This window comes from Pseudomonas sp. LB3P93 (genome assembly GCF_054898025.1).
The window spans coordinates 1,288,788-1,302,855 of the sequence record NZ_CM142713.1; the positions used below are offsets into that span (position 1 = coordinate 1,288,788).

General features: G+C 57.6%; 13 protein-coding genes. 4 read left to right on the forward strand and 9 right to left on the reverse strand.

Annotation, left to right across the window (positions count from 1 at the left end; translation table 11 throughout):
• Positions 1-70: 70 nt before the first annotated feature.
• From ACYZT8_RS05590 to map, 9 genes are all read right to left on the reverse strand, one after another.
• On the reverse strand, positions 71-475 hold the full coding sequence (locus tag ACYZT8_RS05590; protein WP_461979893.1) for a SufE family protein: 405 nt from the start codon (positions 473-475) through the stop codon (positions 71-73).
• Complete coding sequence (locus ACYZT8_RS05595) at positions 472-1,677, reverse strand: aminotransferase class V-fold PLP-dependent enzyme (RefSeq protein ID WP_461979895.1); 1,206 nt, start codon at positions 1,675-1,677, stop codon at positions 472-474. Before ACYZT8_RS05595 ends, ACYZT8_RS05590 begins: the two co-directional genes overlap by 4 nt.
• 186 nt (positions 1,678-1,863) lie before the next feature.
• Positions 1,864-2,898, reverse strand: a complete 1,035-nt coding sequence (dapD, locus tag ACYZT8_RS05600) for a 2,3,4,5-tetrahydropyridine-2,6-dicarboxylate N-succinyltransferase (RefSeq protein ID WP_200667793.1) — start codon at positions 2,896-2,898, stop codon at positions 1,864-1,866.
• 32 nt (positions 2,899-2,930) lie between these two features.
• On the reverse strand, positions 2,931-3,239 hold the full coding sequence (locus tag ACYZT8_RS05605; protein ID WP_461982373.1) for an arsenate reductase: 309 nt from the start codon (positions 3,237-3,239) through the stop codon (positions 2,931-2,933).
• A gap of 449 nt (positions 3,240-3,688) precedes the next feature.
• A complete protein-coding gene (locus ACYZT8_RS05610; RefSeq protein WP_461979898.1) occupies positions 3,689-4,444 on the reverse strand; it encodes a M12 family metallopeptidase in 756 nt (251 codons plus the stop codon).
• A 32-nt stretch (positions 4,445-4,476) separates the two neighbouring features.
• Positions 4,477-5,124, reverse strand: coding sequence for a zinc metalloprotease (locus tag ACYZT8_RS05615; RefSeq protein ID WP_461979900.1), 648 nt, complete (start codon positions 5,122-5,124; stop codon positions 4,477-4,479).
• 373 nt (positions 5,125-5,497) lie between these two features.
• A complete protein-coding gene (dapC, locus tag ACYZT8_RS05620; RefSeq protein ID WP_461979902.1) occupies positions 5,498-6,697 on the reverse strand; it encodes a succinyldiaminopimelate transaminase in 1,200 nt (399 codons plus the stop codon).
• A 154-nt stretch (positions 6,698-6,851) separates the two neighbouring features.
• The gene (locus tag ACYZT8_RS05625) at positions 6,852-9,554 is read right to left on the reverse strand and encodes a [protein-PII] uridylyltransferase (protein ID WP_461979905.1); all 2,703 of its coding nucleotides are present in this window, start codon (positions 9,552-9,554) and stop codon (positions 6,852-6,854) included.
• A 50-nt stretch (positions 9,555-9,604) separates the two neighbouring features.
• A complete protein-coding gene (map, locus tag ACYZT8_RS05630; protein WP_461979907.1) occupies positions 9,605-10,387 on the reverse strand; it encodes a type I methionyl aminopeptidase in 783 nt (260 codons plus the stop codon).
• A gap of 373 nt (positions 10,388-10,760) precedes the next feature.
• Here map and rpsB point away from each other — a divergent pair, with 373 nt between their 5' ends.
• The 4 genes from rpsB to frr all read left to right on the forward strand — a co-directional run bounded on the left by rpsB (position 10,761) and on the right by frr (position 14,060).
• The gene (gene rpsB / locus ACYZT8_RS05635) at positions 10,761-11,498 is read left to right on the forward strand and encodes a 30S ribosomal protein S2 (RefSeq protein WP_007907989.1); all 738 of its coding nucleotides are present in this window, start codon (positions 10,761-10,763) and stop codon (positions 11,496-11,498) included.
• 191 nt (positions 11,499-11,689) lie between these two features.
• Complete coding sequence (tsf, locus tag ACYZT8_RS05640; protein WP_010462832.1) at positions 11,690-12,553, forward strand: translation elongation factor Ts; 864 nt, start codon at positions 11,690-11,692, stop codon at positions 12,551-12,553.
• 209 nt (positions 12,554-12,762) lie between these two features.
• Positions 12,763-13,506, forward strand: a complete 744-nt coding sequence (pyrH, locus tag ACYZT8_RS05645; RefSeq protein WP_003172271.1) for a UMP kinase — start codon at positions 12,763-12,765, stop codon at positions 13,504-13,506.
• Entirely contained in the window at positions 13,503-14,060 is a 558-nt protein-coding gene (gene frr / locus ACYZT8_RS05650; protein WP_338585033.1) for a ribosome recycling factor, read from the forward strand. Before pyrH ends, frr begins: the two co-directional genes overlap by 4 nt.
• Positions 14,061-14,068 lie beyond the last annotated feature (8 nt).

Here is a 14,068-nt window from a genome sequence, read left to right on the forward strand (position 1 = left end):
CGCGTCCCTTTCGAGCTGGAACGCGGAGCGTCCCTTGAGACATTCCCACGCAGAGCGTGGGAACGATCAGTTACTGAGCCAACTCATTCATTCGCTGTAGCACGGCATTGAGGCCATTGCTGCGCGACGGAGAGAGCTGGCGACTCAGCCCCAGCTGATCAAACCACCCCGGCAAATCCACCTGCCGCAACTCATCCGCCGACAACCCGTTAACCCGAGCCAGCAGCAACGCCACCAACCCGCGAATCATCCGCGCATCGCTGCTGGCCGCAAACTGCCAGTGACCGTCATCCAGCGAAGCCATCAGCCACACCTGGCTTTCGCAGCCATGCACACGGTTGGCATCCACCTTGTCCACATCACTCAACGCAGGCAGGCGGTCGCCCCATTGCATCAACAGCCGCGCCCGCTGTTCCCAGCCTGCGGCATTCTGAAAGGTTTCGAGTGCGACAACGGCAGCGGCCGGCAGGCTCATCGCAACAACTCCAGCGCCTGATCCAGCGCTTCAAAGAACCGCTCCAGGTCTTCGGAATCGTTGTACAGCGCCAACGACACCCGAATCGCCCCGGCCAGTTCGAAGCTCTTGAGCAACGGCATGGCGCAGTGATGTCCGGCGCGCACCGCGATGCCCTGTTCCGTCAGCAAATGCGCCAGATCAGAGTTATGCACACCCTCGACGACAAAACTGGCCAGCGCCAGTTGCGGCTTGCCCAACAGTCGAATGCCATTGCGCGCTTCAAGACCCTTCAACAAATAGTCGTGCAGTGCCGCTTCATGGGCAGACACAGCGTCCTGATCCAGCCCCGCGAGATAATCCAGCGTAGCCCCCAAGCCGATCACACCGGCAATCGGCGGTGTGCCCGCCTCAAACCCCAGTGGAGCGGGGCGAAAGCGTGCGCTCTGGTAATCCGCATCTAGCACCATCTCGCCGCCGAACTGCCAATGGCGCAGTTGTTTCAGCGCTTCATGGCGACCGAACAGCACGCCCAAGCCGTCGGGGCCATAGAGCTTGTGGCTGGAGAACACATAAAAGTCGCAACCCAACGCCTGCACGTCATGCCGGCCATGAACCACGCCTTGCGCGCCATCGACCACGGTCAACGCGTCGTGCGCCTTGGCCATCGCCAGCAAGGCGGGCAGCGGCTGCCAGGCGCCGAGCACGTTCGACAGCTGACTGACCGCCAGCAAACGGGTTCGCGGACCGATCAATTGCGCAGCGGCATCCAGGTCGATCAAACCGTCAGCGTCGAGCGGCAAGATCACCAGTTTCAAATCAAGACGCAGGGCCAGTTGCTGCCACGGCAGCAGGTTGGCGTGATGCTCCAGGGCGCTGATGACAATCTCGTCGCCTGGAGTGAACAAATGATCGAGGCCATACGCGAGGAGGTTCAGCGCGGAGGTCGCGCCGTGGGTAAAGATGATCTGCCCGCAATCGCCAGTATTCAGCCAGTGGGCGACTTTGCTGCGGCTGGCCTCGAACGCCTGGGTGGCATGGGCGCCGGGCAAGTGTTGCGCCCGATGCACGTTGGCCGCGCCATTGGCGTAGTAATGCGCCAGGGCATCCAGCAGGGCTTGGGGTTTTTGCGTGGTGGCGGCGTTGTCCAGATACGTCTGGTCTTGCCGTTGCAAAGCGGCGATGGCCGGAAAATCGGCGCGCCAGGGAGAGGGAATCATCATGCTATCGGGCCCTGGTCAACATGGGCGGGTGTACGCCTGACCTTGTGGAGGCGGGCTTGTGTGGCGAGGGAGCTTGCTCCCGCTGGGTCGCGAAGCTGCCCCAAAAGCTTTGCGACTGCTTCGCAGCCGAGCGGGAGCAAGCTCCCTCGCCACACAAGCCCGCTCCCACAGGTGTTTATGTAGCGCTTAGTTGTGAGCGTGCAGCGCTTCGTTCAATTCGATCGCCGATTTGTGGGTTTTGCATTCCACGGCACCGGTTTCCGAATTGCGGCGGAACAGCAGGTCAGGCTGGCCGGCCAGTTCACGGGCCTTCACGACTTTAACCAGCTGATTTTTTTCGTCCAGCAGCGCGACTTTGGTACCCGCGGTCACGTACAGGCCCGACTCAACGGTGTTGCGGTCGCCCAACGGAATGCCGATCCCGGCGTTCGCGCCGATCAGGCAGCCTTCGCCGACCTTGATCACGATGTTGCCGCCACCCGACAGGGTGCCCATGGTCGAGCAACCGCCGCCCAGGTCCGAGCCCTTGCCGACGAACACGCCAGCGGAAACGCGGCCTTCGATCATGCCCGGGCCTTCGGTGCCGGCGTTGAAGTTGACGAAACCTTCGTGCATGACGGTGGTGCCTTCGCCGACGTAGGCGCCCAGACGAATACGTGCCGCGTCAGCGATACGGACGCCGGCCGGAACCACGTAGTCGGTCATTTTCGGGAACTTGTCTACCGAGAACACTTCCAGCAGCTCGCCGCGCAGACGGGCTTCCAGTTGATGCTCGGCCAGTTCGGCCAGGTCGATTGCGCCCTGGCTGGTCCAAGCCACGTTCGGCAGCAACGGGAACACGCCCGCCAGGTTCAGGCCGTGAGGCTTGACCAAACGGTGGGACAGCAGATGCAGCTTGAGGTAAGCCTCAGGCGTGGAGGTCAGCTGAGCGTCTTCAGCCAGAATGGTCGCGACCAGCGGCTTGTGGCTCTCGGCCAGACGGGTCAGCAAGGCAGCCTGTGCAGCGTCGACGCCTTTCAGCGCTTCAGCCAGTTGCGAGGCCTGAGCGGTGCTGAATGCGATGGCCTGATTGCCTTCGGTGTAACCCAGAACCGGCGCGATGGCCGCGACCAGTTCGGCCGACGGGTTGAGCAGTGGCTGTGCGTAAAACACTTCCAGCCATGCGCCTTGACGGTTTTGAGTGCCGACACCAAAGGCCAGGCTGAACAGAGTAGTGGACATGTTGATACCTCTAACAAAATGGAACGGGCTGCTTACTTGAGCGCTGCCGCGTAGATATCTGGCTTGAAGCCAATCAGGGTTCGGTCACCGAGATCAAGCACCGGGCGCTTGATCATCGAGGGTTGTGCGAGCATCAGTTCGATCGCTTTCGCTTGGTCGAGATCGGCTTTGCGTTCGTCATCGAGTTTGCGAAAGGTCGTGCCTGCACGGTTCAACACCACTTGCCAGCCGTGCTCATCGCACCATTGGGTCAGGTGTTCACGGTCGATTCCGGCCGTCTTGTAATCATGGAAGTCATAGCCGACAGCGTGTTCATCGAGCCAGGTGCGCGCCTTTTTCATGGTGTCGCAGGCTTTGATGCCGAAAAGGTGCAACGTTTTGCTTGAAACGGTCAAGGAATTGCCCCCTTTGCAGGTGCTGGAAATTAAAGGTGACGGATTATGCCATGACCGGACGGTTTCGCGTCGGCCGTGGTCGTTAAGTCATCGCAAACCCTGTGAGAGCGAGCAGTTCGCCATTGCGTGCGACATGGGTGCAACGGCCAGCCCGCAGTCTAAGCGACTAATATGGCACTTCAATGCTGTCAGTTTACTGGGGTATCGCGGCTGATTTGCTGCTGCGGCGATTACGCTTGAAAGCGCTGCGGGCGCAGCGCCAGGATTTGTATGGCTTTAGCTGTCATCACCAGAACGGCTATAACGTGCTGCGGCAGGTGTGGAGTGAGCTGGATCTGAGCGAGTCGAGTCTGAGGCAGGTCAGATAGCGACCTCCCGATTATCAAGAAACTCGATTACACATTCTTCCAGGGCACATCGTTCGGATCTTCCGGATAAGTGCGTTTCGCCATTTTTATATCCAGTTCACTCAGTACAGTATTTTTGCTGACTTCCCAGACACCGTCGGTCAGCTCTTTATCAACCGCGTAGTGCATGATGGAGTGCTTATCGTATTCGGTGTCGACTATCGCGCCCGAATAGGGCATCAGCACGTTTTCATCGACGCGCTGTTTGTCCCATCCGTAATGCTCGAAATAATGTTCGTAGACTTTTTCTCGGTTCCAAGGGATGGTTGCGTCTCGGTGCAAGTGCTCGTGCAGGTAGCCAAGTGCGTGTCCCATCTCATGAAGTACGGTTGACTCAAAGTATTCGTCGCTTGGGGTTGTTTCTAGGTGCATTGTCGCTTCGTTTTGAGCAAAAGTCAGGGCGTCGGTGCCTATCAACGATTTGTTGTGTTCGCTGACTGTTGTTATTCGGATGTCTGCGTAACCCTTCGGCACTATGACGAATTTTAGATTTACGTGTTTTATCCAGTGGGTAATTGCCTGGGAAAAGGTTCGTAAGAAGCTTGGCGAAACATCTTCAAGAAAACGAATTTTAAGTACGCGACCAGGTGTCCATAATTTTTGGTAGTCACCAATGCCTGATATGGATATTTCGTCGTTTGAAGCGTTATTTGAGGCGTTGTTCGGGTTTTCTGTAATGGCTGCAATATAGGATGCAGTTTGATCTTTTGGTGGAATTATAGAGCAGGGCTTTGTGTTTCTCATTTTGGTTCTCATCAAATTTAAAGTCGGTGGATTCATTCGTTGTCGGGATACGGATAGGCCTTGGCCATGAAGGCCTTGTCTTTTTCGCTGAGATCAAGATTGAGAAAAATCTGGAAGTCGCCTTCGGTCCAATCCTGGTAGATTTTGTAGTGCATGATCGACTTTCGGTCGTACTCTGAATAGATGCTTGCGTCGGGGTCTGCGCGATCCAGGTACCATTGGTGCAGTCTTTCTCGCGTCACTTTGGCTTGGTAGTCGTCTGCTTCAGGGGTGTCGGTTATTCCATGTCCTGCATAAATGGCTGACGTGTTCCAGGGGATGTTTGCTGTCGGGTTTGTCTGCTCATGTTCTGCCCCCAGCATATGACCGAATTCATGCATTACATTGGCTGCAAAATAACGGGCGTGGATGGGGTCGTGTGGCCAGAGCCTCATTGTCGGCTCAACTGTAGATAACAGTGCGTCTGTGCCAACGGTGGACGAGAACGTTCCTTCCTCGCTAAGTATGCGGATGTCGCCTTCTTTACCTTCCACGAATTCGAAATTTAAATTGATGTGCGGCAGCCAATTGTTGGCTGCCGCGATGGTCGCGGTCTTGAATTCTTCGGTGCCATTGAGAAAGGCAATGCGAAGCGTGCGACCGGGAGTCCAGAATTTGGAAGGGTTTTTCTTGGCCCACATTATTCTGCTACTCCTGGAAAAACCTGAGTAGGAGTGTGCGCTGTAATTGCAAAGTTGCAGGAGGCTTCGAAGTCTTTGGATGCAGTTATAGGCAAAGTTGCTGTGAAGCACATGATTTAACTTCCTTGTTTGTTAGTGGGGGTGCACGTTGTTCTGAGGAAGTAGAATCTAGTGTTGGTATTGGATTTGGTAAAGTGGAAAACTTGCGGGTGTGTTACTTGGTGTTGTTAGAGTTGCGGAGTGTTGCACTGGATGCACAATTTTGCAGTGTAAGAACTTTGGTGTCTTAGGGTGGGGTAGGGTTGGTTTTTATTGAAGTAGGATGCTGGTAGTACAAGTTGCCGTGCCAGGTTGACTGGCACGGCTTCATGGATTACTGCTGGCGGGTAATAAACGCGCGAATACGTTCGGCTGCCTCTACACATTCAGCCAGCGGCGCAACCAACGCCATGCGTACACGGCCTGCGCCAGGATTAAACCCGTCCACTTCACGGGACAAATAAGAGCCCGGCACCACCGTCACGTGTTCTTCAACAAACAGATCTCGACAGAAAGCCTCGTCGTCGCCTTCAACATTCGGCCACAAGTAAAAGCCGCCATCCGGACGTTGCACGTCCAATACCGGGCCGAGGATTTCCAGCACCGCATCGTACTTCTCGCGGTACAGCGCACGGTTGGCGCGTACATGCACTTCGTCATTCCACGCGGCGACGCTGGCCAGTTGGGTCTGAACCGGCATCGCGCAGCCGTGGTAGGTGCGATAGAGCAGGAAGCCTTTGAGGATGTCGGCATCACCGGCCACAAAACCCGAGCGCAGGCCCGGCAGGTTGGAGCGCTTGGACAGGCTGTGGAACACCACGCAACGCTTGAAATCCTTGCGGCCCAGTTCGACGCAGGCACTGAGCAGCCCAGCCGGTGGGGTTTGTTCGTCGAAATACAGTTCGCTGTAGCACTCGTCGGCGGCAATGACGAAGTCGTATTCGTCAGCGAGGGCGATCAGTTTCTTCAGGGTGTCGACCGGAATCAGCGCGCCGGTGGGGTTACCTGGCGAGCACAGGAACAGGATCTGGCAGCGTTTCCAGATGTCCGGCGAAACTGCGTCGAAATCCGGGTTGAAGCCGTTTTCGTCCAAGCATGGCAGGTAGTGAGGCTTGGCCCCGGCGAGGAAGGCTGCACCTTCGTAGATCTGATAGAACGGGTTCGGGCTGACGACCAATGCATCATCGCCACGGTTGACCACGGTCTGGGTGAAAGCAAACAGCGCTTCGCGGGTGCCGTTGACCGGCAGCACGTTGCGCGCCGGGTCGAGCCAACCAGTCGGGACGCTGAAGCGGCGTTCGCACCATGCGCCGATGGCTTCACGCAGGGCCGGGATGCCGAGGGTCGTCGGGTACACGGCCATCTGATCCAGATTGCCTGCAAGGGCTTCGGCGACGAAGCTTGGCGAACGATGCTTCGGCTCGCCGATGGACAGCGCGATGGCGCGCTTGTCCGGGTTTGGCGTTACGCGGCCGAGCAGTGCACGGAGCTTCTCGAACGGGTAGGGCTGCAACTGGTTCAGAGCGTTGTTCATCGTCGATCTCGTTCAATGTGGAGGCCTGCACTCTGTAGGAGCCGGCTTGCTGGCGATAGCATCACCTCGGTGTGTCAGGTGCACTGGAGTGATGCCATCGCCAGCAAGCCGGCTCCTACAAAGGGCTGACCTCCCCAGGGGGAAATTTGTTGGGTCAGATGCTGAGTCGGGACAATTTGATATCGGGTTCCTGACTGACGCTCAGCTGTTCAACGATCGCATCCTGCAAGCGGGTGCACAGCAGCGGGTCGGACAGCGGCTGATTGTGGGCGTCGGTGATAAAGAACACGTCTTCCACGCGTTCGCCGAGGGTCGCAATCTTGGCGTTCTGCAGCGACAGGTCGAACTCGAGGAAGATCGTGCCGATTCGGGCCAGCAGCCCCGGGCGATCCGGAGCGCTGAGTTCCAGCACCGTCACCGGACGCTGAGCGTCGTTGTGGATCGTCACCTGTGGCGCAAACGCGAAGTGCTTGAGCTGACGCGGCACGCGGCGCTGGATGATGGTCGGGTAGTCATCCGGGTTGTGCAGGGCTTCGGTCAGGCCGTCGCGGATCTGTTTGACCCGCGCCGGGTTATCGCCGATCGAGTCGCCGTCGGTGTCGAGCACGATGTAGGTGTCGAGGGTGAACTGGCTGCTGGAGGTGATGACCCGGGCGTCGTGAATGTTCAGGTTGAGCTGGTCCATCGCGGCCACGGTCACGGCGAAAAAGTCATGCTGGTCGGGTGCGTAGATGAATATCTGCGTGCCGCCCTCGAATTCGCGCTGGGTGGTTTCCTTGATCAACACCAGCGGCCCGCCATCGGCCGGTTGCTGGAGGATCGCGTCACTGTGCCAGGCGACGTCGCCGGCGGTGTGACGCAGGAAATAGTCATCGCCCAATTGCGACCACAGCTGTTCGACGTCGTCCGGATCGGTACCGCCGCGCACCAGAATGTCCAGGGCTGCGCTCTGGGTCTGACGGATCTGCATTTCGCGGTCCACCGGGTTTTCCAGGCCGCGGCGCAAGGCGCGCTTGGTCTCGGTGTAGAGCTGACGCAAGAGGCTGGCCCGCCAGGAATTCCACAGGGTCGGGTTGGTGGCATTGATGTCGGCAACGGTCAGCACGTACAGATAATCGAGACGGGTTTCGTCGGCGACGGCTTGTGCGAAATCGTGGATCACCTGCGGGTCTGACAAGTCCTTGCGCTGGGCGGTGGTCGACATCACCAGGTGGTTTTGCACCAACCAGACGATCAGGCGGCTGTCCCATACCGGCAATTGGTGGCGCTGGCAAAAGGCTTCGGCATCCACCGCGCCGATTTCCGAGTGGTCGCCGTGCCGGCCCTTGCCAATGTCGTGGTACAGGCCGGCCAGGTAAATCAGCTCGGGTTTGGGCAGCTTGCCCATGAGCTTGCTGGCCAGCGGGAATTTTTCCGACACCTGGGTGTACTGCAACTTACGCAGGTGCTTGATCAGATTCAGGGTGTGGGCGTCGACCGTATAAATGTGAAACAGGTCGTGCTGCATCTGCCCGACAATGAAGCCGAACTCCGGCAGATAACGCCCAAGGATGCCGTAACGGTTCATCCGGCGCAGATTGCGGTGGATACCGAACTTGCACTTGAACAGTTCTATGAACAGGCTGGTGTTGCGAATGTCATTGCGGAAATCGTCGTCGATCAGGTGACGGTGCTCACGCAGCAGACGAATGGTATCGGCACGCACGCCCTTGATTTCCGGCTGCTGGGCCATCAACACGAAGATCTCGAGCATGGCGAACGGCGTACGACGGAACACGTTGTCGTTGCGCGCCTCGATGTAGCCATCGTGCAACTGGAACCGCGAATTGATCGGCTGCGGCGGCGCTTCGTCTTCCGGGGCGAGGATGACTTCCTCGAAGTGCTGGATGATCAGGTCGCTGAGCTGGGCAATGCTCATGACCACCCGGTAATACTGTTGCATGAAGTTTTCGATGGTGTGCTTGGCGTCATCGCCCTCGAAACCCAGCAGCCCGGCAATCGAACGCTGGTGATCGAACAGCAAGCGGTCTTCGGAGCGACCGGCGAGCATGTGCAGCGCGTACCGGACCTTCCACAGAAACTCCTGGGACGAAGCCAGCAGGGCGTTTTCGCTTTCGACCAGGAAACCTTCGCCGGCCAGGGCCCGCAGGTTCAGGGTGCCGTATTCGCGGCGGGCCACCCACAGAATCGTCTGAATGTCCCGCAGGCCGCCGGGCGAGCCTTTGACGTTGGGTTCCAGGTTGTATTCGGTGTCGTTGTATTTGTGGTGACGGGCCTTTTGCTCGGCACGCTTGGCCAGGAAGAACTCCTTGCTCGGCCACATGTGCGCGGTGCTGGTGACGTCGAGCATGCGCTGGCGCAGGCGCTCGGGGCCGCAGATGGTGCGGCTTTCCATCAGGTTGGTGACCACCGTCAGGTCGGCGCGGGCTTCAACGGCGCATTCGTCCACGGAGCGAACGCTCTGGCCGACTTCCAGGCCGATGTCCCACAACAGCGTCAGAAAACGCTCGATGGAATCACGGAAAACTTCGTGATCGGCGCTGTCCAGCAGGATCAACAGGTCGATGTCGGAATAAGGGTGCAACTCGCCGCGACCGTAGCCGCCGACCGCGACCAGCGCGATGTCGGCGTCTTCGCTCCAGTTGAACTGCTCCCAGGCCTTTTGCAGGATGTTATCGACGAACCAGGCGCGATCCTCGATCAACCGGCGAATGTCCCGGCCGCTGCGAAAGCGCCCGTCGAGCACCTCGCGGGCCTGGCGGATCGCCTTCTTGAAGGCCGCGATCGGGCTTGCCTTCAGGGCCAGTTCAGCCTGGAACTGGCCGCGGTCGAAGAGTTCGGGATCCACCTGCGGCATCGATTGGCTTTCCTATCTATCTATAAGGCTGGGTGCTGCCTGGGTTCGGATCAGGCCGAAACGCGCGGGATGGTGTCATCGGCGCGCAAGGTGAAGATCTCGTAACCGGTCTCGGTCACCAACAGGGTGTGTTCCCACTGGGCCGACAGCTTGCGGTCCTTGGTGATCGCGGTCCAGCCGTCGCCCAATACCTTGGTGTCGGCCTTGCCCTGGTTGATCATCGGCTCGATGGTGAAGGTCATGCCCGCTTTCAGTTCCATGCCGGTGCCGGCGCGGCCGTAGTGCAGGATTTGCGGCTCTTCGTGAAACACCTTGCCGATACCGTGACCGCAGAACTCGCGAACCACCGAGAAACCGTTCTTTTCAGCGTGTTTCTGGATGATTTCACCGATGTCGCCCAAGCGGCAGCCGGGTTTGACGATTTCGATGGCCTTGTACATGCACTCCTGGGTGATTTGCGACAGGCGCTCGGCCCAGACCGGCACGGTGCCGACGTGGAACATGCGGCTGGTGTCGCCGTGGAAACCGTCCTTGATGACGGTGACGTCGATGTTCAGGGTGTCGCCATCCTTCAGCGGCTTCTCGTTCGGGATGCCGTGGCAGACCACGTGGTTGATCGAGGTGCAGATCGACTTCGGGTAGCCTTTATAGTTGAGCGGGGCAGGGATGGCTTTCTGCTCGTTGACGATGTAGTCGTGGCAGATGCGGTCCAGTTCTTCGGTGGTGATGCCCGGCTTGACATGTTCGGCAATCATTTCCAGCACATCGGCGGCCAGTTTGCCGGCGACACGCATCTTCGAGATGTCCTCGGGGGTTTTGAGGGTGACGGTCATACAGGCTCTCTCTGCGCTCGATGGCGCTTGTTCAAACGAAATGGGCATTGCGCGATCGATCTTCGCGGCCCTGAAAAACGCGATTCTAACAGACGATCAGCGCAAATCTGAGCCTCTGTGCATCGCTTCTCTCTATAGATTGGCGCATTCTTGGGAGATTCCAAGGGCGCGGTTGAAGTCTCGCATCAGGAATTGAGAATCCGGGTTCCGTTTTTTGCAGCCCTGTGATATAAAATGCGCCGCTTTCCGGGGATACCCCGAAAGGCTTAAATCCACACACGTGTCGACACGATGACCTGGGTGCCTTCAGCTGATGCTGCTGGTTGGTCATTGGGATACGTGGAGGCCAAACCCGACTTATTAAGGAACTATCATGTCCCAAGTCAACATGCGCGATATGCTGAAGGCCGGTGTGCACTTCGGTCACCAGACCCGTTACTGGAACCCGAAAATGGGTAAATACATTTTCGGCGCGCGTAACAAGATCCACATCATCAACCTTGAAAAAACCCTGCCAATGTTCAACGAAGCTCTGACTTTCGTAGAGCGTCTGGCCCAGGGCAAAAACAAGATTCTGTTCGTCGGCACCAAGCGTTCCGCTGGCAAGATCGTTGCTGAAGAAGCAGCACGTTGCGGTTCGCCGTACGTCGATCACCGCTGGTTGGGCGGCATGCTGACCAACTTCAAAACCATCCGTGCTTCCATCAAGCGTCTGCGTGACCTTGAAGTTCAAGCCGAAGACGGTACTTTCGCCAAGCTGACCAAGAAAGAAGCGCTGATGCGCACTCGCGATCTTGAGAAGCTCGATCGTTCCCTGGGTGGTATCAAGGACATGGGCGGTCTGCCAGACGCTCTGTTCGTTATCGACGTTGATCACGAGCGCATCGCGATCACCGAAGCCAACAAGCTGGGCATCCCGGTTATCGGCGTAGTCGATACCAACAGCAGCCCGGAAGGCGTTGACTACATCATCCCAGGCAACGATGACGCAATCCGCGCTATCCAGTTGTACATGGGTTCGATGGCTGACGCAGTAATCCGCGGTCGCAACCACGTTGCTGGTGGCACCGAGCAGTTCGTTGAAGAAGCTCCGGCGGCTGCAGCTGAGTAATTGACGCCTTGGCGTTGACTCAGTAAGCAAAAAGGGGGCTTGGCCCCCTTTTTGCCACCTCGAAAACCGTTTGTGAGCGGCGCAGCTACAGCCTCTGTAACGTGCAGCTGCTAACAAGTGGGTTCGGGAAGAATTGATCGCCCGTTCGATCGGGTGGAATGGTTGAAAACCTATCCAAGAGGAATTTTGAAATGGCAGAGATTACTGCAGCGTTGGTCAAAGAACTGCGCGAGCGTACTGGCGAAGGCATGATGGACTGCAAAAAGGCCTTGACCAAGGCTGGCGGCGACATCGAGAAAGCCATTGATGACATGCGTGCTTCGGGCGCCATCAAGGCTGCCAAGAAAGCAGGCAACGTAGCTGCTGAAGGCGCTATCGCTCTGAAAGAAGACGGTAAAACCGCCGTTCTGCTGGAAGTGAACTCGCAGACCGACTTCCTGGCTTTGCAGGACGACTTCAAGGCATTTGTTGCTTCCAGCGTTGAAAAAGCATTCGCTGACAAGCTGACTGATGTTGCTCCGCTGATCGAAGCTCAAGAAGCTGATCGCCTGGTTCTGGTCGGCAAGGTTGGCGAAAACGTCAACATCCGTCGCCTGGCTCGCGTTGAAGGTGATGTAGTTGGTGGTTACCTGCACGGTAACAAGATCGGTGTTGCGGTTGTTCTCAAAGGCGGCACTGTTGAGCTGGCCAAAGACATCGCTATGCACGTAGCGGCCACCAACCCTGAATTCCTGCTGCCATCGGAAGTTTCCGCTGAAGCGGTCGAGCGCGAGAAAGGCGTCTTCCTGACCCTCAACGCTGACAAAATCGCCGGCAAGCCGGAAAACATCGTTGAAAACATGGTCAAAGGCCGTATCAGCAAGTTCCTGGCTGAAGCGAGCCTCGTTGAACAGGCGTTCGTCAAGAACCCTGAAATCAAGGTTGGCGAACTGGCCAAGAAAGCCGGTGCAGAAATCGTTTCTTTCACCTACTTCAAAGTAGGCGAAGGCATCGAGAAGCCGGTCGACAACTTCGCTGAAGAAGTTGCTGCCCAGCTGGCTGCCGCCAAGCAATAAGACGGTTTTTTAACTGTCGCCCTGAAGAGGCTGCCCGCTTACGCGCGCAGCCTCTTTTCAGATGGGCCACCAATTTTTAATTGGTTTCCCTTTGGAACTGGCTTACAAAGCCATGTTCCGATGGCGCTGAAGCAGCGCCAAGCTAGAGTGAACGCCAGCTGTAAACAGCTCGCAAAGAATTTTAAAATACGCCGCAGGAGAGATTCGCAATGGCTCAGCAGGGCAGTGGTTATCAGGCTCGCTATAAACGCATTCTACTCAAGCTTAGCGGCGAGGCCCTGATGGGCTCGGAAGAGTTCGGGATCGATCCGAAAGTTCTGGATCGCATGGCGCTTGAAGTCGGCCAACTGGTCGGCATCGGTGTTCAGGTCGGTCTGGTGATCGGCGGTGGCAACCTGTTCCGCGGTGCAGCGCTCAGCGCGGCCGGCATGGATCGGGTAACTGGCGACCACATGGGCATGCTGGCCACTGTGATGAACGCCCTGGCCATGCGCGATGCGCTGGAACGTGCCAATATCTCGGCCATCGTAATGTCGGCCATTTCCATGGTTGGCGTGACCGATCACTACGATCGTCGCAAAGCCATGCGCCACCTGAACGCCAAGGAAGTCGTGATCTTTGCGGCCGGTACCGGCAATCCGTTCTTCACCACGGATTCGGCAGCCTGCTTGCGAGCGATCGAAATCGACGCCGATGTCGTGCTCAAGGCGACCAAGGTCGATGGCGTCTACACCGCTGACCCATTCAAAGACCCGCATGCCGAGAAGTTCGATCATCTGACCTACGATGAAGTGCTGGATCGCAAGCTGGGTGTGATGGATCTGACGGCCATTTGCCTGTGCCGCGACCACAAGATGCCGTTGCGCGTCTTTAACATGAACAAGCCCGGCGCCCTGCTGAATATCGTGCATGGCGGCGCTGAAGGGACCCTGATCGAGGAAGGCCAACAATGATCAATGAAATCAAGAAAGACGCTCAAGAGCGTATGAAAAAATCCGTGGAGTCGCTGACCCACAACTTCGGCCGTATTCGTACCGGCCAGGCGCACCCAAGCATTCTTGAAGGCGTGATGGTGCCGTACTACGGTTCCGACACTCCAATCAAGCAGGTCGCGAACATCACCGTCAAAGACGCCCGTACCCTGCAAGTCGTTGCCTTTGAGCGCAACATGCTGGGTGCCGTCGACAAGGCCATCGGCAGCGCTGGTCTGAACCTCAACCCGACCAACCTGGGTGAGTTGCTGCTGATCTCCATGCCGGCCCTGACCGAAGAAACCCGCAAGGGCTTCACCAAGCAGGCTCGCGATGTCGCTGAAGATGCCCGTGTTGCAGTGCGCAACATCCGTCGCGATGCCAACAGCTCGCTGAAGGATCTGGTCAAGGAAAAAGAAATCAGCGAAGACGAAGAGCGTCGTGCCACTGGCGAGATCGACGATTTGACCAAGAAGTACGTGGCTGAAATCGACGCAAATCTGGCGCAGAAAGAAAAAGACCTGATGGCCGTATAAGGGTCGCG

Coding starts and splice junctions, on each gene's coding strand:
- ACYZT8_RS05590 (WP_461979893.1), bottom strand. CDS start 475: ATGAGCCTGCCGGCCGCTGCCGTTGTCGCACTCGAAACCTTTCAGAAT.
- ACYZT8_RS05595 (WP_461979895.1), bottom strand. CDS start 1,677: ATGATGATTCCCTCTCCCTGGCGCGCCGATTTTCCGGCCATCGCCGCT.
- dapD (WP_200667793.1), bottom strand. CDS start 2,898: ATGTCCACTACTCTGTTCAGCCTGGCCTTTGGTGTCGGCACTCAAAAC.
- ACYZT8_RS05605 (WP_461982373.1), bottom strand. CDS start 3,239: ATGAAAAAGGCGCGCACCTGGCTCGATGAACACGCTGTCGGCTATGAC.
- ACYZT8_RS05610 (WP_461979898.1), bottom strand. CDS start 4,444: ATGAGAAACACAAAGCCCTGCTCTATAATTCCACCAAAAGATCAAACT.
- ACYZT8_RS05615 (WP_461979900.1), bottom strand. CDS start 5,124: ATGTGGGCCAAGAAAAACCCTTCCAAATTCTGGACTCCCGGTCGCACG.
- dapC (WP_461979902.1), bottom strand. CDS start 6,697: ATGAACAACGCTCTGAACCAGTTGCAGCCCTACCCGTTCGAGAAGCTC.
- ACYZT8_RS05625 (WP_461979905.1), bottom strand. CDS start 9,554: ATGCCGCAGGTGGATCCCGAACTCTTCGACCGCGGCCAGTTCCAGGCT.
- map (WP_461979907.1), bottom strand. CDS start 10,387: ATGACCGTCACCCTCAAAACCCCCGAGGACATCTCGAAGATGCGTGTC.
- rpsB (WP_007907989.1), top strand. CDS start 10,761: ATGTCCCAAGTCAACATGCGCGATATGCTGAAGGCCGGTGTGCACTTC.
- tsf (WP_010462832.1), top strand. CDS start 11,690: ATGGCAGAGATTACTGCAGCGTTGGTCAAAGAACTGCGCGAGCGTACT.
- pyrH (WP_003172271.1), top strand. CDS start 12,763: ATGGCTCAGCAGGGCAGTGGTTATCAGGCTCGCTATAAACGCATTCTA.
- frr (WP_338585033.1), top strand. CDS start 13,503: ATGATCAATGAAATCAAGAAAGACGCTCAAGAGCGTATGAAAAAATCC.